General features: G+C 72.7%; 17 protein-coding genes and 1 pseudogene. 14 read left to right on the top strand and 4 right to left on the bottom strand.

Going from position 1 to position 19,798, the window contains the following annotated elements:
- The first annotated feature begins 4 nt into the window (after nt 1-4).
- The 5 genes from pheS to Val02_RS42010 all read left to right on the top strand — a co-directional run bounded on the left by pheS (nt 5) and on the right by Val02_RS42010 (nt 8,324).
- Entirely contained in the window at nt 5-1,054 is a 1,050-nt protein-coding gene (pheS, locus tag Val02_RS42030) for a phenylalanine--tRNA ligase subunit alpha (protein ID WP_203904945.1), read from the top strand.
- 4 nt (nt 1,055-1,058) lie between these two features.
- A complete protein-coding gene (gene pheT, locus Val02_RS42025) occupies nt 1,059-3,533 on the top strand; it encodes a phenylalanine--tRNA ligase subunit beta (RefSeq protein ID WP_203904944.1) in 2,475 nt (824 codons plus the stop codon).
- A gap of 85 nt (nt 3,534-3,618) precedes the next feature.
- Nucleotides 3,619-4,797: a metal-dependent hydrolase family protein gene (locus tag Val02_RS42020; RefSeq protein ID WP_203904983.1), complete on the top strand. Its 1,179-nt coding sequence runs from the start codon at nt 3,619-3,621 to the stop codon at nt 4,795-4,797.
- A 55-nt stretch (nt 4,798-4,852) separates the two neighbouring features.
- Nucleotides 4,853-7,600 (top strand): helix-turn-helix transcriptional regulator, encoded by a 2,748-nt coding sequence (locus Val02_RS42015; RefSeq protein ID WP_203904943.1) that lies wholly within the window; start codon nt 4,853-4,855, stop codon nt 7,598-7,600.
- A 67-nt stretch (nt 7,601-7,667) separates the two neighbouring features.
- Entirely contained in the window at nt 7,668-8,324 is a 657-nt protein-coding gene (locus Val02_RS42010; RefSeq protein WP_203904942.1) for a DUF6518 family protein, read from the top strand.
- A 73-nt stretch (nt 8,325-8,397) separates the two neighbouring features.
- Here the strand turns inward: Val02_RS42010 and Val02_RS42005 are convergent, their stop codons facing one another.
- The 3 genes and pseudogenes from Val02_RS42005 to Val02_RS41995 form a co-directional block, all read right to left on the bottom strand.
- Nucleotides 8,398-8,700 (bottom strand): hypothetical protein, encoded by a 303-nt coding sequence (locus tag Val02_RS42005; RefSeq protein WP_203904941.1) that lies wholly within the window; start codon nt 8,698-8,700, stop codon nt 8,398-8,400.
- A 334-nt stretch (nt 8,701-9,034) separates the two neighbouring features.
- Nucleotides 9,035-9,340: pseudogene (locus tag Val02_RS42000) on the bottom strand (sigma-70 family RNA polymerase sigma factor); the annotation flags it as partial.
- A 43-nt stretch (nt 9,341-9,383) separates the two neighbouring features.
- Entirely contained in the window at nt 9,384-9,992 is a 609-nt protein-coding gene (locus Val02_RS41995) for a DUF6461 domain-containing protein (protein ID WP_203904940.1), read from the bottom strand.
- Nucleotides 9,993-10,140: 148 nt separating this feature from the next.
- Here Val02_RS41995 and argC point away from each other — a divergent pair, with 148 nt between their 5' ends.
- From argC to tyrS, 9 genes are all read left to right on the top strand, one after another.
- Nucleotides 10,141-11,145 carry an N-acetyl-gamma-glutamyl-phosphate reductase gene (argC, locus tag Val02_RS41990; RefSeq protein WP_203904939.1) on the top strand — a complete coding sequence of 335 codons (1,005 nt, stop codon included), beginning with the start codon at nt 10,141-10,143 and terminating at the stop codon, nt 11,143-11,145.
- Nucleotides 11,142-12,293: a bifunctional glutamate N-acetyltransferase/amino-acid acetyltransferase ArgJ gene (argJ, locus tag Val02_RS41985; protein WP_203904938.1), complete on the top strand. Its 1,152-nt coding sequence runs from the start codon at nt 11,142-11,144 to the stop codon at nt 12,291-12,293. The genes argC and argJ overlap by 4 nt, the downstream gene beginning before the upstream one ends.
- Entirely contained in the window at nt 12,290-13,183 is an 894-nt protein-coding gene (gene argB, locus Val02_RS41980) for an acetylglutamate kinase (RefSeq protein WP_203904937.1), read from the top strand. Before argJ ends, argB begins: the two co-directional genes overlap by 4 nt.
- A 79-nt stretch (nt 13,184-13,262) precedes the next feature.
- On the top strand, nt 13,263-14,432 hold the full coding sequence (locus tag Val02_RS41975; RefSeq protein ID WP_203904936.1) for an acetylornithine transaminase: 1,170 nt from the start codon (nt 13,263-13,265) through the stop codon (nt 14,430-14,432).
- A 79-nt stretch (nt 14,433-14,511) separates the two neighbouring features.
- Nucleotides 14,512-15,486 (top strand): ornithine carbamoyltransferase, encoded by a 975-nt coding sequence (gene argF, locus Val02_RS41970; protein ID WP_203904935.1) that lies wholly within the window; start codon nt 14,512-14,514, stop codon nt 15,484-15,486.
- Between the two features lie 28 nt (nt 15,487-15,514).
- Nucleotides 15,515-16,021 carry an arginine repressor gene (locus tag Val02_RS41965; protein WP_203904934.1) on the top strand — a complete coding sequence of 169 codons (507 nt, stop codon included), beginning with the start codon at nt 15,515-15,517 and terminating at the stop codon, nt 16,019-16,021.
- Nucleotides 16,018-17,454 (top strand): argininosuccinate lyase, encoded by a 1,437-nt coding sequence (argH, locus tag Val02_RS41960; protein ID WP_239153747.1) that lies wholly within the window; start codon nt 16,018-16,020, stop codon nt 17,452-17,454. Before Val02_RS41965 ends, argH begins: the two co-directional genes overlap by 4 nt.
- Nucleotides 17,424-18,071: a DNA-3-methyladenine glycosylase gene (locus Val02_RS41955; RefSeq protein ID WP_373318036.1), complete on the top strand. Its 648-nt coding sequence runs from the start codon at nt 17,424-17,426 to the stop codon at nt 18,069-18,071. The genes argH and Val02_RS41955 overlap by 31 nt, the downstream gene beginning before the upstream one ends.
- A gap of 40 nt (nt 18,072-18,111) precedes the next feature.
- Nucleotides 18,112-19,371, top strand: coding sequence for a tyrosine--tRNA ligase (gene tyrS, locus Val02_RS41950; protein WP_203904933.1), 1,260 nt, complete (start codon nt 18,112-18,114; stop codon nt 19,369-19,371).
- Nucleotides 19,372-19,527: 156 nt separating this feature from the next.
- Here tyrS and Val02_RS41945 read toward each other — a convergent pair.
- On the bottom strand, nt 19,528-19,798 hold a 271-nt coding region (locus Val02_RS41945), incomplete at its 5' end, for a hypothetical protein (protein ID WP_203904932.1).

The following is a 19,798-nucleotide window of genomic DNA, read 5'->3' as shown; positions in this document are numbered from 1 at the left end:
TGTGATGAGCGACTACGACCCCAAACAGGTGGCGCTGCTCGACCAGACCGCCCTTGACGAGGCGGTGGCCGCGGCGGAGAAGGCGTTCACGGGTGCGGCCGACCTCGAGGGGCTGCAGGCGCTCAAGCCGCAGCACCTCGGCGACCGCTCGCCGGTGTCGCTGGCCCGCCGCGAGATCGGGGCGCTGCCGCCGGCCGCGAAGGCCGACGCCGGCAAGCGGGTCAACATCGCCCGCGCCGCGATCCAGGCCGCTTACGACGCCGCGCTGGTGACCCAGGAGGCGGAGCGCGAACGGCGCGTCCTGCTGGAGGAGACGGTCGACGTCACGCTGCCGACCGCGCGCCGGCCGCAGGGCGCCCGCCATCCGCTGACCACGCTGATGGAGCGGATCGGCAACCTGTTCATCGGTATGGGCTTCGAGGTCGCCGAGGGCCCCGAGGTCGAGCTGGAGTGGTTCAACTTCGACGCGCTCAACATCGCGGCCGACCATCCGGCGCGGTCCATGATGGACACGTTCTGGACCACGGCGCCGGGCCTGGTGCTGCGCACGCACACGTCGCCCGTTCAGGCGCGCACGATGCTGACGCGCAAGCCGCCGATCTACATCGTGGTCCCCGGCCGGGTGTACCGCACCGACGAGCTGGACGCCACGCACACGCCCGTGTTCCACCAGGTCGAGGGGCTCGTGGTGGACAAGGGCATCACGATGGCGCACCTCAAGGGGACGCTGGATCACTTCGCGCGGTCGATGTTCGGCGACGAGGCGCAGACCCGGCTGCGGCCGTCGTACTTCCCGTTCACGGAGCCGTCGGCCGAGGTGGACCTCTGGTTCCCGCAGGCGAAGGGCGGGCCGCGGTGGATCGAGTGGGGCGGCTGCGGCATGGTCAACCCGCGGGTACTGACGGCGTGCGGGATCGACCCGGACGTGTACTCCGGATTCGCGTTCGGCATGGGCATCGAGCGGACGCTGATGTTCCGCAACGACGCCACGGACATGCGCGACATGGTGGAAGGCGACGTGCGGTTCTCGCGCGCGTTCGGAATGGAGGGCTGAGGCAGTGAAGGTGTCCGTCGCGTGGCTGCGCGAGTACGTCGACCTGCCGGAGCTGTCCGCGCTCGAGCTGGAGCGGGCCCTCGTGAAGGTCGGGCTCGAGGTCGAGGGGATCAGCGACCTCGGGTCCACTGTGGAGGGTCCGCTCGTCGTCGGGCGGGTCGAGTCGTTCGAGCCGGTGCCGAAGGTCAAGAAGCCGATCCGCTACTGCCAGGTGGATGTCGGCGAGGCGCACGGCGGCGTGCGCGGGATCATCTGCGGCGCGCAGAACTTCGACCCCGGTGACCTCGTCGTCGTGGCGCTGCCCGGCGCCGTTCTCCCCGGCGGGTTCGAGATCGCCGCGCGCAAGACCTACGGGCAGATCTCCAACGGGATGATCTGCTCCGGGCGGGAGCTGGGCGTCAGCGACGACCATGCCGGGATCATCGTGCTGGAGCCGGGTACCGCCGAGCCGGGCACCGAGGCGCGGCCGCTGGTGGGCCTCGACGAGGTGCTGATCGAGCTGGCCATCACCCCGGACCGCGGCTACTGCTTCTCGGCGCGCGGCATCGCCCGGGAGCTGTCGCACTCGTTGGGGCTGCCGTTCCGGGATCCGGCGCTGTCGGTCGAGCCGACGCCGGGCACGCCCGAGCCGGCGTACCCGGTCGCCGTGGTGGATCCGCTGGGCTGCGACCGGTTCGCGGCGCGCGTCGTGCGCGGGATCGACCCGTCCGCGCGGGCTCCGGAGTGGATGCGCAAGCGGCTCGCCGTGGCCGGTGTCCGTTCCATCAATCTGGCCGTCGACATCACCAACTACCTGATGATGGAACTCGGCCAGCCGATGCACGCGTTCGACCTGAATCTGATCCGCGGACCGCTCGTCGTACGGCGGGCGAACGCCGGGGAGAAGCTGACCACGCTCGACGGCGTCGCACGCACGCTCGACCCCGAGGACATGGTGATCTGCGACGACACCGGGCCCATCTCGCTCGCGGCCGTGATGGGCGGCGAGACGAGCGAGGTCCAGCCGTCCACTGTGGACATCCTGTTCGAGGCGGCGCACTGGGACCCGGTGATGGTGGCCCGCACCGCGCGACGGCACAAGCTGCCGAGCGAGGCCTCCAAGCGCTGGGAACGCGGCGTCGACCGCGAACTCTGCCTGGTCGGCCTCGAGAAGGCGGTGCGGCTGCTGGTGCAGTACGGCGGCGGCACGCCCGGCACGGAGCTGCTCGACTTCGACACCCGGCCGACCCGCCGGCAGGTGCAGCTCGACGCGGCGCTGCCGTCCCGGGTGGCCGGCGTGGACTACTCGCGCGAGCGGGTGACCGAACTCCTCCAGGAGATCGGCGCCGACGTGGTGGCCGACGGCGACCGGCTGACGGTGACCCCGCCGACCTGGCGCCCCGACCTGACCGACCCGGCCGACCTGGTGGAGGAGGTGATCCGGCTCGACGGGTACGACAAGGTGCCGAGCGTGCTGCCGATCGCCCCGCCCGGTAACGGCTGGACGGCGACGCAGCGCCGCCGCACGAGCGTGGGCCGGGCCCTGGCCGAGGCCGGCTTCGTGGAGGTGCTGACGTACCCGTTCGTCGGTGAGTCCGCGCTGGACGCGCTCGGCATCCCGGCGGACGACCCGCGGCGCGCGCAGGTGCGGCTGGCCAACCCGATCTCCGAGGAGGAGCCGGCGCTGCGGACCACGCTGCTGCCGCCGCTGCTCGGGGCGCTGCGGCGCAACCTGGGCCGGGGGCACCGGGACGTGGCGCTCTACGAGATCGGTCCGGTGTTCCACCCGGGGAACGGGGCCACGCCGCCCGCGCTCGGGGTGGACCGGCGGCCGACCGACGAGGAGCTGGCGCTGGCGCAGGCGGTCGTTCCGGCGCAGCCGTGGCACGTGGCAGCGGTGCTCGCCGGTGACGCGGAGCCGGCCGGCTGGTGGGGCGCGGGGCGGCCGGTGTCCTGGGCCGACGCGGTCGACGCCGCGCGTCTGGTGGTGGAGACCGCCGGCGCGGAGCCGGTCGTGCGGGCCGGCACCAACCCGCCGTGGCACCCGGGCCGCTGCGCCGAGATCGTCGTCGGCGGCAAGGTCATCGGCCACGCCGGCGAACTGCACCCGGCCGTGTGCGCCGCCCTGGACCTGCCGCCGCGTACCTGCGCGACGGAACTGGTGCTGGACGACGTTCCGCTGCCGGGGATCGTGGTGACGCCGACCGTGTCGTCGTACCCGCCGGCGCTGATCGACGTGGCGTTGGTGGTCGACGCGGCCACCCCGGCGGCGGAGGTGCAGCGCGCGCTGACCGACGGCGCGGGCGAACTGCTGGAGGCGGTGCGGCTGTTCGACGTCTACACGGGTGCGCAGGTGGGGCAGGGGCGCAAGTCGCTCGCCTACAAGCTGACGTTCCGCGCGGGGGACCGGACGCTCACGGTCGACGAGGCGGTCGCGGCCCGCGACGCCGCGGTCACCGTGGCTAGGGAACGTCTGGGGGCCGCCCTGCGCGGCGCATGATCCGTACCGGGTCGTGCATATGATCATCGGCATGCCGGTGACCCGTATCGATGCTGACCTGCTCATCCCCGGCCGGGGCGACCCGATCCGGAACGGGACCGTCGTACTGGACGGGCCGGCGATCCGCTATGCCGGCCCGTCCGACGTCGCCCCGCCCACCCCGAACGCCACCGTGGTGCGCACCCCGGCGGTGCTCCCCGGCCTGTGGGACGCCCACACGCACCTGCTCGGCTTCCACATGTTCGACCTGGCGCAGCTGCCGCAGCTGCCGGTGGCGCTGCGGGCGGCGCGTTCGACGGCCGACCTGCGGGCCGCCCTGAACGCCGGGATCACCAGCATCCGGGAGCTGGGCGGCCTCGGTGTGCACCTGGCGCGGGCGGTGGAGGAGGGGGCGATCGAGGGCCCGGCGATCTACGCGGCCGGCGCGATCCTGTCCACCACCGGCGGTCACGCCGACGTCCACTCGATGCCGCTGGCCTGGATGGACGAGTACAGCGCGGCCGGTGCGGAGGTCCGGATCTGCGACGGGCCGGCCGAGTGCGCCAGGGCCGCCCGGGAGCAGCTGCGCCGCAACGCCAAGGTGATCAAGGTGTGCGCGTCGGGCGGCGTGCTGTCGGAGGTGGACCCGCTGGAGCACCAGCAGTTCACCGGGGCCGAGTTGCGCGCCGTCGTCGAGGTGGCCGGCATGGCCGAACGGATCGTCGCCGCGCACTGCCACGGCAAGCCGGGAATCATGGCCGCGCTGGAGGCCGGGGCGCGCACGATCGAGCACGGGACGTTCCTGGACGAGGAGAGCGCGGACGCGATGCGCGAGACCGGCGCCGTCCTCGTGACGACCCGCACCATCGTGCACGAAATTCTGGACTCCGGGGCAGCGCCCGCGTTCGCGCTGCCGAAATTGGAAGCGGTCGCCGACCGGCACGCCGCGGCGATTCAACTGGCCGTCGAACGCGGGGTCACCGTCGCGATGGGTAGCGACCTGGGCGTGAGCGGTGCGCACCGGCCGGCCGGATGGGGTCGCAACGGCCGCGAACTACCCCTGTTGTTGCGTTTGGGTTTCACCCCGTTACAAGTAATTGAAATGTCCACGGCAACCGGCCCGGAGACATTGGGACCGCAGGCACCGCGCTCCGGACAACTGCGGGAGGGCTTCGACGCGGACGTGATCACGGTGGATGGCGATCCGCTCACCGAATTGACGCTTCTGGCCGATCCCGCACGTATTACCGGCGTTTGGCGGGCGGGTCGACGCGTCAAGGTATGAATCTGTGCCTTTTGCCCGGTCGCATTTACGGCTGTACACCGGCAGACTCGTTCACGTGACCTCTACCCGGACCGATGCACCTGTCGGCCGTGGCGATCTGCTCGCACGCGCGGGCACCGAGCTCGCCGCGGGCGGCAGCGTGCTGCTCTGGGGACCGGCCGGCATCGGCAAGTCGACCATCCTCGGGGCGATCGGTGCCACCGGCACCGGAGGGCTGGTCCTGCGCGCCGCCGCGGCCCAGGCCGAGGCCGAGCTCCCCTATCTCGCGCTGGTGGACCTGTTCGACGGGATCCTGGACGACGACTCCGGGCCGGCGCTGCCGCCGCAGCTGCGCGCCGCGCTCGACGGGGCCCTGCTGCGCAGCGCCGTTCCGGCCACGCCGCAGGACCAGTTGGCGGTGCGGCTGGCCGTGCTGGAGCTGCTGCGCGGGCTCGCCGCGGAGCGGCCGGTCCTGCTCGTCCTCGACGACGTGCAGTGGATCGACGAGCCCAGCGCCGGGGTGCTGCGCTTCGTCGCGCGGCGGCTGGCCAACGTTCCCGTGCAGGTGATCGCCGCCGAACGGGTGAGCGACGGCGGCAGCCCGGCCCTCGCGGACCTGTGTCCCACGCCGTGCCGGGAGATCGCGGTCCCGCCGCTCGGCGAGGCGGACGTCTCCGACATCCTGCGCGCCCGCTACGGCGCCGCCGTGCCGCGCCACCGCCTCAGCCGGGTCTACGCGGCCAGCGGCGGCAACCCGATGTTCGCCGTCGAGCTGGGCCGTGCGCTGCAGGAGCGCGGCGAGATCTCGCCCACCGGCCCGCTGCCGGTGCCGGATCGGCTGCGTGGCCTGCTGGCGGCGCGGCTCGCGAAACTCTCACCGGCGGGGCGCCCGCCCCTGCTGATCGCCGCCGCGGCGGCCCGCCCCTCGCGGGAGCTGATCAGCCGCTGTGGTGCGGATCCCGGCGGCCTCGCCGACGCCGCGGCCGCCGGGGTGGTGACGGTCGCCGTCGACGGGGCGGTGCGCTTCGCGCATCCGCTGCTGCGCGAGATGGTCTACGCCGACGGTTCGCCGGCCGAGCTGGCCCACGCCCACGAGCGGCTCGCCGGCACGGTCACCGATCCGGTCGAACGCGCCCGGCACCTGGCCGCCGCCTCGACCGGCCCCGACGAGGAGCTCGCCGCCACCCTGGCGGCCGCGGCCGGCACCGCACGGTTGCGCGGCGCACCGGCGACCGCCGCCGACCTCGCGGCGCTGGCCGCCGACCGCACGCCCGCCGGCACCGGTGGGAGCGCCGCGACGGCCGCGGCCCGCCGGCTCTCCGCGGCGCAGTACGCCTACGCGGCCGGCGCCGTCGCCGAGGCGCACCGGTACGCCACCGCCGCCCTGACCGACGCCGCCGACCGGCGCACCCGCGTCGGTGCCCGGCTGCTGCTGATCGACCTGGCCGGGCAGGACATCTCCGGGATCATGCCGCTGCTGGACGCGGCGTTCGCCGACGCGCTGGACGAGCCGGACCTGCTCGCGCACGTGCGCATGTACCGGGCGATGAAGGCCTGGTACGACGCCGACACCGAGAGCACCCTGGCCGAGCTGAAGCGCGCCGAGGAGGTCGCCGAGCAGTGCGGCGACACCGAACGCCTGGTCGAGGTGCTCAGCTGGCGCGGCACCGTGCTGACCGACCCGGAGGGCGACGAGATGTCGATCCGGGCCGGTGAGATCGCGGCCCGCCTGCCGCTGTCCTACGAGACGGTGGTCGCCCGGCAGATGGCGGCGATGCGGCAGATGATGCGCGGCGACATCGCCGAGGCGGAACGCCGCATCGACGCGCTGTGCGAAGAGGTGCGCCAGTCGAGCATGGTCCGCGAACTGGCCCAGGTGCTGGTCTCGGCCGGCATCATCCTGTCCCGCGCGGGCCGCTGCGCCGACGCGCTCGTCGCCGGGCACACCTGCCTGCGGCTGTCGGCCGACGTCGAGGTCAGCCAGGGGCCGGCGCTACTGGTGGCCGCCACGGTGGAGATCCACGGCGGTTCGGTCGAGGCGGCGGCCGGCTACGCCGAACGCGGCCTGCAGGCCTGCCTCGCGGCGGGCGACGAGGACTGGCTGCGGTCGATGTCGGCGATCATGGGCGTGGTCCAGCACATGCGCGGCGACGCCACCGCCGCCGTCGCCTCGATGCGGCAGGCGCACGACCTGGAGCAGCGGCTGTCCCGGGTGGAGCCCGGCGCGGTGCTGTGGCACGCCGACTACGTCGAGGCGCTGGTGGCCACCGGCGCGCGGGCCGAGGCGGCGACCGTGCTCAACGACATCCGCGGGCACGCGCTGCGCCTGGACCGCACGCCGACGCTGCTGGGCCTGGACCGTGCGGAGGCGGTCCTGGTCGCGGCCACGCGGGAGGCCCGCGACGGGGTGGCCGCGCTGCGCGAGTCGATCGACCGGTGGGCGGATCACCCGTACCCGTTGGAGCTGGCCCGCGCCTGGCACACGCTCGGCATCCTCGAACGCCGCGCGCACCGCCGCGCCGCCGCCCGCGCCGCGCTGACCGAGGCGGTGCGCCGGTACCAGGCGATCGGGGCGGCCCCGTGGTTGGCGATCGCCGAGTCGGAGCTGCTGCGCCTGGACGGTGCCCGGGCGGCCGGCCTCTCCGACACCGAGCGCCGCATCGTCGAACTGGTCCGCGCCGGCGCCACCAACCGCGAGATCGCGCGCTCGCTGTTCCTGTCGATCAAGGCGGTCGAGGCCAACCTGACCCGGCTGTACCGGCGGCTCGGCGTGCGCAACAGGGCGCAGCTGGCCCGCATGCTCGATCAGACGCTCGGCGACTGACGGTTTCCCCCTTCCCTCTGACTTTCGGCCGATGCGTGGCGGTTTTCGCGCACCGGATCATTCGCACATGACGATGGTCGTTGCTCCGCCGCGAAGGATGTCGCAGCCGCTGGCCCTGGTGACCGGGCTCGCCGTCGGGGCGCTCACGCTCGGCCTGCAGGCCCTGCCGACGCCGGACGTCCGGGCCGTCGAGGCGGTCCTGGCGACGCTGAACAACTCCGGGGCGGCGTGGTCGTTCGCGGCGTTCGTGGCGTGTGCCGTGCTGCCGGTGCGCGGGTGGGCCGCCGCCCTCGCCGGAACGCTCGTGCTGCTCGGCGCCGATCTCGGCTACTACGCCTGCACGACGCTGTTCCTGCACGACGACGTCAGCGGTGCCGCGCTGAAGGGGCCGCTCGCGTGGGGCGTGGTGGCGCTGGTCGCCGGGCCGCTGTTCGGGGCGGCGGGGGCTACCTGGCGGCGGGGCGAACCGTGGTGGCGGCCGGTCGCGCTCGGCCTGCTCGGCGGGATCTTCGTCGCTCAGGCGCTGTACGACCTCGTGGTGCTGCGCTACGTGCCGGAGGCGGTGGTGTCGGTGGCGTTCGGGGTGGGCGCGGTGCTGCTGCTCGGCCGCACGTGGTCCGAACGCGGCCGGGCGTCGGTCGCCACGATCGCATGGACGGTGCTGATGTGCGTCGCGCTGGGCGGCGTGGTGCTGGTGACCGACGCGATCTTCCTGGGTCGATGAGTCGATGATCGGTACTTCTGGCACCGCGGTGACGTCTGTGAACGCCCCGGCGCCAAAGTACCCATCATGGAGCCTAGGCCGCGATCTTGGAGGCCACCTCCGTCGCGATCGCCGTCGCCTGGGCGGTCGTCAGCGGCGGGGCGGCGGAGACCGGTGGGAGGGTGGACGCGTTGCCGACCGACACGGTCAGCAGCCGGTCCCCGGGCGCCCCGACATTGATCTTGAACCCCTTCTCGGCGCCCAGGTCGTAGACGTAGGTGACGATCTTCACTCCGCCCGGGCCGGTGCTCTCGGTGCAACCGGCGAAGCCCGCGCAGGACAGCCCGAGCGTCGGCGTGCCGTTCTTCGGCGGCCCCTTGGGGGTCGGGATCGTCATCAGGCCCAGCGTCCCGTGCACCCGGCACCGCCCGCTTCAGCGCCCGGTCCAGCGCCTCGCTCAGCCGCTTCGCCGACGCCTCCGCGGCCTCGGTGGTGTCGCCGACCAGCCGGGACGTCGCATCCGGCGGCTGCGCCACCGGCGGCGCGGGTTCGCCCGTCGGGCCCGTTCCGGTGAGGACGAGTGCGCCGGAGACGGCCGCCGCGACCACGGCCGTCATCCCGTAGCCGGTGAGCCTGCCCGCACGATCGCCGGAACGTCCACAGTGGACGGCGGGGGCGTGCCGATCAGTTCGTCGAACAGTTGGTGGGACATGGTCTCCCGCCCTTCGTGGTCAGTGGGGGTTCGCGGCGGCCGCGGTGCGCAGCGCCTCCAGGCCGCGCGCGGACTGGGACTTGACGGTGCCGGGCGAGACGTCCAGGACCGCGGCGGTCTCCTCGGCCGAGTAGTCGTGGTAGTAGCGCAGCACCAGGACGGCCCGCTGCCGCTTGCCGAGCGAGCGCAGCAGGGCGGCCAGCGCGTCCCGGTCGGCGATCCGGTCGGGCGGCTGCCATCCCGGGTCGGGCAGCCGTTCGGCGCTGTGTTCGCGTCGCCAGCGCACCAGGCGGCGTTCGGAGAGCCAGGCGCGGGTGAGGATGGTCTGCGCGTAGGCGTCCGGGTTGCATGTCCGAGGGGCGGGTGGCTCAGGCCGGCAGCGGCCTCGCGAGCAGGACGCGGTGCGGGCGCTTCAGCCATTCGGCGGTGAGGGCCACGCCGGTGCGGCGTTCGATGAGGGCCAGCATCGCGCCCCGGGAGTCGCCGCCGCCACCCCGGGCCGTCGCGAGGAGCTGATCCAGGTCGGTGCTCAGCGCGTCGGGTGCCTCACCCCAGCGGCTCCCCGGCAGATTTCCGTCGAACGCCGTGAGCACCCGCCCGTCGACCGCGTAGCTGAAGCGCGAGGCGCCCTCGATGTTCCAGAACGCGCTGTGCACGAGCGCGTCGACGCTCAACGCCCGCAGGACCCGGGGATTGGCGCCCTGGTAGCCGTGGAACTCCACCATCGCCACGGCGGGTCCGACGGCGGCCAGCCGGAACGCGCGTTCGTGGCCGTCGCCGTAGACGAGCCGGTCGTCGTCGCCGTCGCCGAGCACGTGGTCGACCAGTACGGCCGGGTCGCCACCGAGGCGCCGCGCCACCTCGTCGACGTCGACGGGACGGCCGCCGGGCTGCACGACGGTCCAGCACAGGGCGTCGGTCGGGGCGGGGCCGGCGTCCAGCAGTTGCCGGTAACGTGCGGCGGTCTCGCTCGACATAATGCCGATCGTCGTGCCAGACCGATGGGTTTGGGGATCATTCGCCCGAATTGGCCGCGCGACCGCGTCGCGCACCCGCGAGGCCAAGCGTCTGGACGGGTGCGGTGCATCCTGATACGTTGGGCTGCATAATTATGAGGAGGGATGCATGGGACTCACCGTCAGCGTGGCGGGTGCCAGTGGCTACGCCGGCGGGGAGCTGCTCCGCCTGATCTCGGCTCATCCGCACCTTGACCTCGGCGCGGTCACCGCACACAGTCAGGCGGGCGCGCGGCTCGGTGACGTTCACCCGCAGCTCGTATCCATCGGTGACCGGGTCCTGACCTCGGCCGACCCCGCGGCCCTGGCCGAGTCGGACCTCGTCTTCCTGGCGCTGCCGCACGGACAGTCCGCGGCGCTCGCGGCCCAGCTGCCCGAGCGGGTCAAGGTGGTCGACCTGGGCGCCGACTTCCGGCTGCGGGACGCCTCCTCGTGGGAACGTTATTACGGCGGCCCGCACGCCGGCACCTGGACGTACGGCCTGCCGGAGCTGCCCGGGCAGCGCGCGGAGATCGCCGCGAGCGCGCGGGTCGCCGCCACCGGCTGCTACGCCGCCACGATCACGCTCGCCCTCGCCCCGCTGATCGCGGCCGGGGTCGCCGCGCCCACCGACGTCGTGGTGGTCGCCGCCTCCGGCACCTCCGGCGCGGGCAAGTCGCCCAAGACGCACCTGCTCGGCAGCGAGGTGATGGGCGACCTGTCGCCGTACAAGGTCGGCGCGCACCAGCACGTTCCGGAGATCAAGCAGGCGACCGGCGCGGTCTCGCTGTCGTTCACGCCGGTGCTGGCGCCGATGCCGCGCGGGATCCTGGCGACGGTGACCGCCGTGCCGCTGACCGACGCCGACCCGCGCGAGGTGCTGCGGGCCGCGTACGCGGACGAGCCGTTCGTACACGTGCTGCCGGAGGGGCGCTGGCCGCACACCGCCGCGACCGCCGGCTCCAACTCGTGCCACCTGCAGTCCACAGTGGACGTCGACAGTGGACGGATCATCGTGGTCTCCGCGCTGGACAACCTCGGCAAGGGCGCCGCCGCCCAGGCCGTGCAGTGCGCCAACCTGATGCTCGGCCTGCCCGAGACGGCGGGCCTTTCGGTGGACGGGGTGTCCCCATGAGCGTCACCGCGCCTGGCGGATTTCGGGCGTCGGGGGTTGCCGCGGGGCTCAAGGCGAGCGGTGGGCCCGACGTCGCCGTGGTCGTCAACGACGGGCCGCGCTTCGAGGCGGCCGGGGTGTTCACGTCCAACCGGGTGCACGCCGCACCGGTGAAGTGGAGCCGGCAGGTGCTCACCACCGGGCTGCTGAAGGCCGTCGTGCTCAACTCCGGCGGTGCCAACGCCTGCACCGGCCCGCTCGGCTTCCAGGACACGCACGCCACGGCCGAGCACACCGCGGCGGCCCTCGGCCTCGGCGCGATCGACGTGGCCGTCTGCTCGACCGGCCTCATCGGGGAAAGATTGCCGATGGACAAGCTCCTCCCCGGGGTCACCGACGCGGTCGGCAAGCTCGCCGCCGACGGCGGTGGCGACGCGGCACGGGCCATCATGACCACCGACACCGTGCCGAAGACCGCGGTGCTGCGCCGTGACGGGATCACCTACGGCGGGATGGCCAAGGGCGCGGGCATGCTGGCGCCCGGCCTCGCGACGATGCTGGTGGTGCTCACCACCGACGCCGTCGCCGCCTCGGCCGACCTGGACGCCGCGCTGCGCCACGCCTGCGCCTACACGTTCGACCGGCTCGACTCCGACGGCTGCATGTCCACCAACGACACGGTGCTGGTGCTCTCCTCCGGAGCCTCCGGCGTCACCCCCGGCCTGCCCGCGCTGACGCAGGCGCTGCGCGACCTGTGCGACGACCTCGCGCGGCAGTTGCTGAGCGACGCCGAGGGATCCACGAAGGACATCGCGATCACCGTGCGCGGGGCGGCCTCGGAGGCGGACGCCGTGACGGTGGGGCGTTCGGTGGCGCGCAGCAACCTCGTCAAGACGGCGTTCTTCGGCAACGACCCCAACTGGGGGCGGATCCTGTCGGCGATCGGCGTCACGGACGCGGCGTTCGACCCGGACGCGATCGACGTCGCCATCAACGGTGTGCCGATCTGTGTCGGGGGTGCCGCCGGCGCCGATCGGTCCACAGTGGACCTGAGCGCCCGCGCGGTGGACGTGAGCATCGACCTGCACGCCGGAACATCGGAGGCGACCATCCGCACCAACGACCTGTCGCTCGCCTACGTCCACGAGAACTCGGCCTACAGCACATGAGTACGAGCAGGGCGAGGGATCTGGGGATCGCGCTCGGCAAGGCCTCCACGCTCATCGAGGCGTTGCCGTGGCTGTCGCAGTTCCACGGGTCGACGTTCGTCATCAAGTACGGCGGCAACGCGATGATCGACGCGGAACTGCAGCGCGCCTTCGCGGCCGACATGGTGTTCCTGCGCATGGTCGGCATCAAGCCGGTCGTGGTGCACGGCGGCGGCCCGCAGATCTCGGCGATGCTGGGCCGGCTGGGCCTTGCGAGCGAGTTCCGGGGCGGGTTGCGGGTCACCACGCCGGAGGCCGCCGAGGTGGTCCGCATGGTGCTCGTGGGACAGGTCGGGCGGCAGCTCGTCGGCCTCGTCAACGAGCACGGCCCCTACGCCGTCGGCATGTCCGGCGAGGACGCCCGCCTGTTCACCGCCGTGCGCCGGCACGCGGTCGTCGACGGCGAACCGGTCGACATCGGCCAGGTCGGCGACGTCGCGCACGTCAACACCGCCGCCGTCGACGACCTCATCATGGCCGGCCGCATCCCGGTGATCTCCACCGTGGCGCCCGACGCCGACGGCGTGCTGCACAACCTCAACGCCGACACCGCCGCCGCGGCGCTGGCCGTCGCGCTAGGTGCCCGCAAGCTGATGGTGCTCACCGACGTCGAGGGCCTCTACTCGGACTGGCCCGACACCGGCAGCCTCATCTCCCGGCTCTCCGCCGCCGAGCTGGCCGAACTGCTGCCGACCCTCTCCGCCGGCATGGTGCCGAAGATGGAGGCCTGCTACCGCGCCGTCGTCGGGGGTGTGCCCGCCGCGCACGTCGTCGACGGCCGGGTACCGCACTCGATCCTGTTGGAAATCTTCACCTCGGAAGGCTTCGGAACGATGGTGACCCCCTCATGAGCGGACGCTTGCGGGAGCGAATCATGGAGCACTGGGCGCTTGGGTCTCATGGCGTCGGTGAGCGAAGCGAGGCGACGTCATGAGCCGTCTCGTGGAGCGCTGGACCGGCGCCGTCATGAACACGTACGGCCCGCCGTCGATCGGCCTGGTGCGCGGCCAGGGCGCGATCGTCACCGACGACACCGGACGCTCCTATGTGGACCTGGTCGGCGGCATCGCGGTCTCCGTTCTCGGGCACGCGCACCCGGCCGTCGTCAGCGCCGTCACGCGTCAGATCGCGACCCTCGGGCACGTCTCCAACCTCTACGCCAACGAGCCGGCCGCCGCACTCGCCGAGCGTCTGGTCCACCATGCCGGTCGCGACGGACGCGTCTTCTTCGCGAACTCCGGAGCCGAGGCCGTCGAGGCGGCGTTCAAGCTGTCGCGGCGCACGGGGCGCACCCATGTCGTCGCCACGCAGGGCGGCTTCCACGGGCGCACGATGGGCGCACTCGCCCTGACCGGGCAGCCCGCCAAGCAGGATCCGTTCCGGCCGCTGCCGGGCGAGGTGACCCACGTGCCCTACGGGGACGTCGACGCCCTCGCCGCGGCGGTCACCACGGAGACGGCGATGTTCATCGTCGAGCCGATCCAGGGCGAGAACGGCGTCGTCGTCCCGCCGCCCGGCTACCTCGCGGCGGCGCGGGAGATCACGGCGAAGGCCGGTGCCCTGCTCGTCCTCGACGAGGTGCAGACCGGCGTCGGCCGGACCGGGCACTGGTTCGCGCACCAGGCCGACGGGGTGGCGCCGGACGTCATCACCCTGGCGAAGGGGCTCGGCGGCGGGCTCCCGCTGGGCGCCTGCGTCGCGTTCGGGGCGGCGGCCACGCTCCTCGGGCCGGGCATGCACGCGTCGACCTTCGGCGGCAACCCGGTGTGCTGCGCGGCCGGGCTGGCCGTCCTTGACACGATCGAGAACGACAACCTGCTGCACCGCACCAAGCAGCTCGGCGAACGGCTGCGTGACGGCATCGAGGGGATCGGCACGCCGCTGGTGTCGCACGTTCGCGGGGCCGGGCTGCTGCTCGGCATCGTGCTGACCGCCGCGAAGTCGCCGGCGCTGGCCGCGGCGCTGCTCGACGCCGGCTACCTCGCCCAGGCCGTGCAGCCGGGCGTGCTGCGCATCGCGCCGCCGCTGGTGCTGACCGACGACCAGGCCGACGCGTTCGTGGACGCGTTCGCCGACGCCGCAGAAAGTGTGGACAAATGAGCGGACGCTTGCGGGAGCGAATCGTGGGGCACTGTGCCTTCGGGCCTCAGGGCGCCGGTGAGCGGAGCGAGGCGGCGGCATGAGCCTGCGGCACTTCCTGCGCGACGACGACCTCACCCCCGAGGAACAGAACGCCGTGCTCGACCTCGCGGCGGCGATGAAGACCGAACGGCTGCGCTGGCACCCGCTCGCCGGCCCTCGGGCCGTGGCCGTCATCTTCGAGAAGCCGTCGATGCGCACGCGCGTGTCGTTCGAGGCGGGCATCGCCGAACTGGGCGGCTATCCGCTCATCATCGACGCGCAGACCATGCACTTCGGCCGCGGCGAGACCGTGGCCGACGCCGCCCGGGTCCTGTCCGGCTACGTGAGCGCCATCGTGATCCGCTCCAACGCCGACGCCCGGGTGGCGGAGCTGGCCGAGTACGCGTCGGTGCCCGTGGTGAACGCCCTCACCGACGGCTTCCACCCCTGCCAGCTGCTCGCCGACCTGCTGACGATCCGCGAACGGCTCGGCGGCACGAAGGGGCGCACGCTGGCGTTCCTCGGCGACGCCGCGAACAACATGTCGCACTCGTACCTGCTCGCCGGCGCGACCGCCGGGATGCACGTGCGGGTGGCCGGGCCGGCCGGGTTCGCGCCCGACCCGGCCGTCGTGGCGGCGGCGGCCCGGATCGCGGAGACCACCGGCGGCTCGGTCCGGGTCGGCGAGGATCCGCACGCGGCGGTCGACGGCGCCGACGTCGTGGCCACCGACACGTGGACGTCGATGGGACAGGAGTCCGACGGGCTCGACCGGGTGGCGCCGTTCCGGCCGTTCCAGATAAATCAGGAACTGCTCGGACGGGCGGCGACGGACGCGATCGTCCTGCACTGCCTGCCGGCCCACCGGGGCGACGAGATCACCGACGAGGTGATGGACGGCCCGCAGAGCGTGGTGTGGGACGAGGCGGAAAATCGCCTGCACGCCCAGAAGGCGCTGCTCACCTGGCTGCTCGGCACCGGCCCGGCCAGCGGCGACCTGATCGCCCGATCCATCGTGGGGGAATTCCGATGAGCCGGTACCGATTCGGCGGGGAGTACTGATGACCAGCACCATGACGAAGGCGGCGCGGCACGCGCGCATCACCGAGCTGATCCGCGAGCGGGCGGTCCCCTCGCAGACCGTTCTCGCCGAACTCCTCGCCGCCGAGGGCATCAAGGTCAACCAGGCGACGCTCTCCCGCGACCTGGAGGAACTGCGGGCCCTGAAGCTGCGCGACGGCTATCTCATCCCGGAGGACAACTCCCCGCCGCTGCGCCCCGCCGAGGACGCGCCCAGCCGCCTCATCCGCCTGCTGCGCGAACTCCTCACCGGCGCCGACGCCAGCGGCAACCTCGTGGTGCTGCGCACCCCGCCCGGGGCGGCGCAGTTCCTGGCGAGCGCGCTGGACCGCTCGGGGCTGCCGGACGTGCTGGGCACGATAGCCGGCGACGACACGATCCTCGTGGTGGCCCGCGAGGGCACGACCGGCGCCGAACTGGCCGAGACGCTGACCGGCTGGTCCAAGAACGATGAGCCCGAGGCGCCTGTGGAAGGATCGGACGCGTGACTCAGACCGAACCGGACACCCCCACCCGCCTGTGGGGCGGCCGCTTCGCCGGCGGCCCGGCCGAGGCGCTGGCGCGGCTGTCCGTGAGCGTGCAGTTCGACTGGCGGCTGGCGCCGTACGACCTCGCGGCCTCCCGCGCGCACGCCCGGGTGCTGGCGCGCGCGGGGCTCCTCGACGCCGACGAGCTGGGCAGGATCCTGGCCGCGCTGGACGACCTCGAGTCGGCGTGCGCCGCCGGGGAGTTCCGGCCGTCGATCGACGACGAGGACGTGCACACCGCCCTGGAGCGGGGGCTGCTGGAGCGCCTCGGCACGCTCGGCGGCAAGCTGCGCGCGGGGCGTTCGCGCAACGACCAGATCGCCACCGACCTGCGGCTGTACCTGCGGGACCGGGCGCGCGGGATCGCCACCCGGCTGGTGGAGCTGACCGACGCGCTCGTCGAGCAGGCCGAACGCCACGTCGACACCCCCGCGCCCGGCTTCACCCACCTGCAGCCGGCGCAGCCGATCGCGTTCGGGCACCAATTGCTGGCCCACGTGCAGGCGCTGCTGCGGGACCTGGACCGGCTGCGCGACTGGGACAAGCGGGCCGCGGTGTCGCCGCTGGGCGCGGGTGCGCTCGCCGGTTCGTCGCTGCCGCTGGATCCGGCGCAGGTGGCCAAGGAGCTCGGGTTCGAGGCGCCGGCCGCCAACTCGATCGACGCCGTCGCCGACCGCGACTTCGCCGCGGAGTTCCTCTTCGTGGCGGCCCTCGTCGGGGTGCACCTGTCCCGCCTCGGCGAGGAGGTGGTGCTCTGGACGACGCCGCAGTTCGGCTGGGTGGAGCTGGACGACGCGTTCGCCACCGGTTCGTCGATCATGCCGCAGAAGAAGAACCCGGACATCGCCGAACTGGCGCGCGGCAAGTCGGGCCGCCTCATCGGCAACCTGACCGCCATCCTCACCATGCTCAAGGGGCTGCCGCTCGCCTACGACCGGGATCTCCAGGAGGACAAGGAGCCGGTCTTCGACGCCGTCGACACGCTCGACCTGGTACTGCCGGCGATGGCGGGCATGATCAGCACGATGACGGTGCGGGTGGACCGGATGGCCGCCGACGCGCCGCTCGGCTACACCCTCGCGACCGAGGTCGCCGAGTGGCTGGTGCGGCGCGGGGTGCCGTTCCGCGAGGCGCACGAGATCACCGGCCGGCTCGTGATGATCTGCGTCGCCCGGGACTGCGCGCTCGACGCCGTCTCCGACGAGGACCTCACCGAGGTCAGCCCGCACCTGACGCCGGAGGTGCGCGACGTGCTCTCCGTGCGCGGCGCGCTCGCCGCCCGGATCACGCCCGGTTCGACCGGCCCCGGTCCCGTCGCGGACCAGCTGGCCTCCGCGGGCGACCGGCTCCAGACGTGGCGGGAGTGGGCGGCCGAGCGGGTGGTGCCTCGCTGAGCAGCGAGGACCGCGGTCTCGCGGCATTGCTGTCCGGTGGGGCTCCCGAGGCGGCGCGCGGCCTCCTCGGGTGCCTGCTGTCCGCGGGCGGCGTCACGGTCCGCATCTCCGAGACAGAGGCCTACGCGGGAACGTCGGACGCGGCGTCGCACGCGTTCCGTGGACCGACCGCGCGCAACGAGGTGATGTTCGGGCCGCCCGGTCACGCGTACGTCTACTTCACGTACGGGATGCACTGGTGCATGAACGTCGTCTGCGGTCCGGACGGTCTCGCCGCCGCCGTGCTGCTGCGCGCGGGTGCGGTGGTGGACGGTCTCGCCGCCGCCCGTGCGCGTCGGGGTGCGGCGGTGCGGGAGCGGGATCTCGCGCGGGGGCCGGCGCGGTTGTGCGCCGCGCTGGGGATCGACCGTTCCGCGTACGGGGTGGACCTGTTGGATCCGGCGTCTGCCGTGCGGCTGCTGCCGGCGGTCGAGCCCGTGCCGGCGGAGTCCGTCCACAGTGGACCACGGGTGGGGGTTACCGGGGCTCATGACGTTCCATGGAGATATTGGATCGAGGGTGACCCGACGGTCAGCGCATACCGTCGGCACGTGCCGCGAGCGGCGAAAAGGCCGTAGCGGGCGGTAACCCGATGGACCCGTTTGCGAGAATCGACGGGTGACCGACGTTATCGAAGAGCTGCAGTGGCGCGAGGTGCTCGCGCTGTCCACCGATCTCGACGAGCTGCGCGCGGAGCTGGCACGCGGGCCGGTCACGTACTACTGCGGCTTCGACCCCACCGCGCCGAGCCTGCACATCGGCAATCTCGTGCAGATCCTGACGATGCGGCGCCTCCAACTGGCGGGCAACCTGCCGCTGGCCCTCGTCGGCGGCGCCACCGGCCTGATCGGTGACCCCCGCCCCGAGTCCGAACGCCAGTTGCAGGAGCGCGACGTCATCGCGGAGTGGGTCGGGCGCATCCGGCGGCAGATCGAGCCGTACCTCGACTTCACCGGCACGTACGCGGCCCGGATGGTCAACAACCTGGACTGGACGTCCCAGCTGTCGGCCATCGACTTCCTGCGCGACGTCGGCAAGTACTTCCGGGTCAACCGGATGCTCGCGAAGGACGCCGTGAGCGCCCGGCTCAACTCCGACGCCGGTATCAGTTACACCGAGTTCAGCTACCAGATCCTGCAGGGGTACGACTTCCTGGAGCTGTTCCGGCGCTACGGCTGCAAGCTCCAGACGGGCGGCTCCGACCAGTGGGGCAACCTGACCGCCGGCACCGAACTGATCCGCCGGGTCACCGGGGAGACGGCGCACCTCATCGCCACCCCGCTGATCACCGACGAACAGGGCAACAAGCTCGGCAAGTCCACCGGCGGCGGGGCCATGTGGCTCGACCCGACGATGACCAGCCCGTACGCGATGTACCAGTACTTCGTGAACGTCGGCGACGGCCAGGTCGGGTCGCTCCTGCGGACGTTCACGTTCCTGGAGCGGGAGGAGATCCTGGCCCTGGAGAAGGAGACGGCGGAGCGACCGCACCTGCGCCTGGGGCATCGCCGGTTGGCGGAGGAGATCACGCGATTCGTGCACGGCGAGGCGGAGACGGCAGCGGTGATCGCCGCGAGCGGGGCCCTGTTCGGTCGGGGTGAATTGGCCGGGCTTCCGGAGTCCACGCTGCATGCGGCCCTTTCGGAGGCCGGCCTCGTCGAGGCGCCACGGGACACGTCCGTCGCGGAGCTGTTCCGCCTCGCCGGTCTGGTCGCCGGCAGAGGGGAGGCCCGCCGGGTCGTCGCCGAGGGTGGCGCCTACGTCAACAATGAACGCGTCACCGACGCCGACGTGGCGGTGGCCACACCGTTGCACGGAAAGTACGTGGTGCTGCGCCGCGGCAAGCGCACGCTCGCCGGCGCGGTTTTGCTGCCGTAGGGCCTTTGACCTGCCGATTTGTGTCTGGGCCTCGGCGCACGTACTGTAGCCGAGGCTCAGCGAGCGGCGGACAGTTCTTAACTGGCCGTCAACGCTGGGAGAGCCTGATCGAAACAGCGGCGGGGTTGCAAGATCCCGAAGCGGTGGGGTAAGGTTCTAGACCGGCAGGAAAACGGACGAGGCGCGAGACACCAGTTGGCTCGCTGCGGACGTTCTGCCAAATCCCTCGGAATCACACTCACCGCCATTTAGGTGGCGGCGACGAATGATGCCCGAATGCTGATTGACCGGATCGACAAACGCCGATTTGGAAAGCAGCGGGGCGGGGGGTAAAGTAAGACAGGCAAGAGCGAGCAAGGCAAAAGCAAGAAACACACTGCGAAACACGGAAACGAAACAGTGTGGTAAGCTTGAAACGCCGCGAGAG

It is taken from the genome of Virgisporangium aliadipatigenens (assembly GCF_016863615.1).
Lineage (GTDB): Bacteria > Actinomycetota > Actinomycetes > Mycobacteriales > Micromonosporaceae > Virgisporangium > Virgisporangium aliadipatigenens.
The sequence above is the reverse complement of the archived record's forward strand: the minus strand, read 5'-3'. Positions and strand labels throughout refer to the sequence as shown.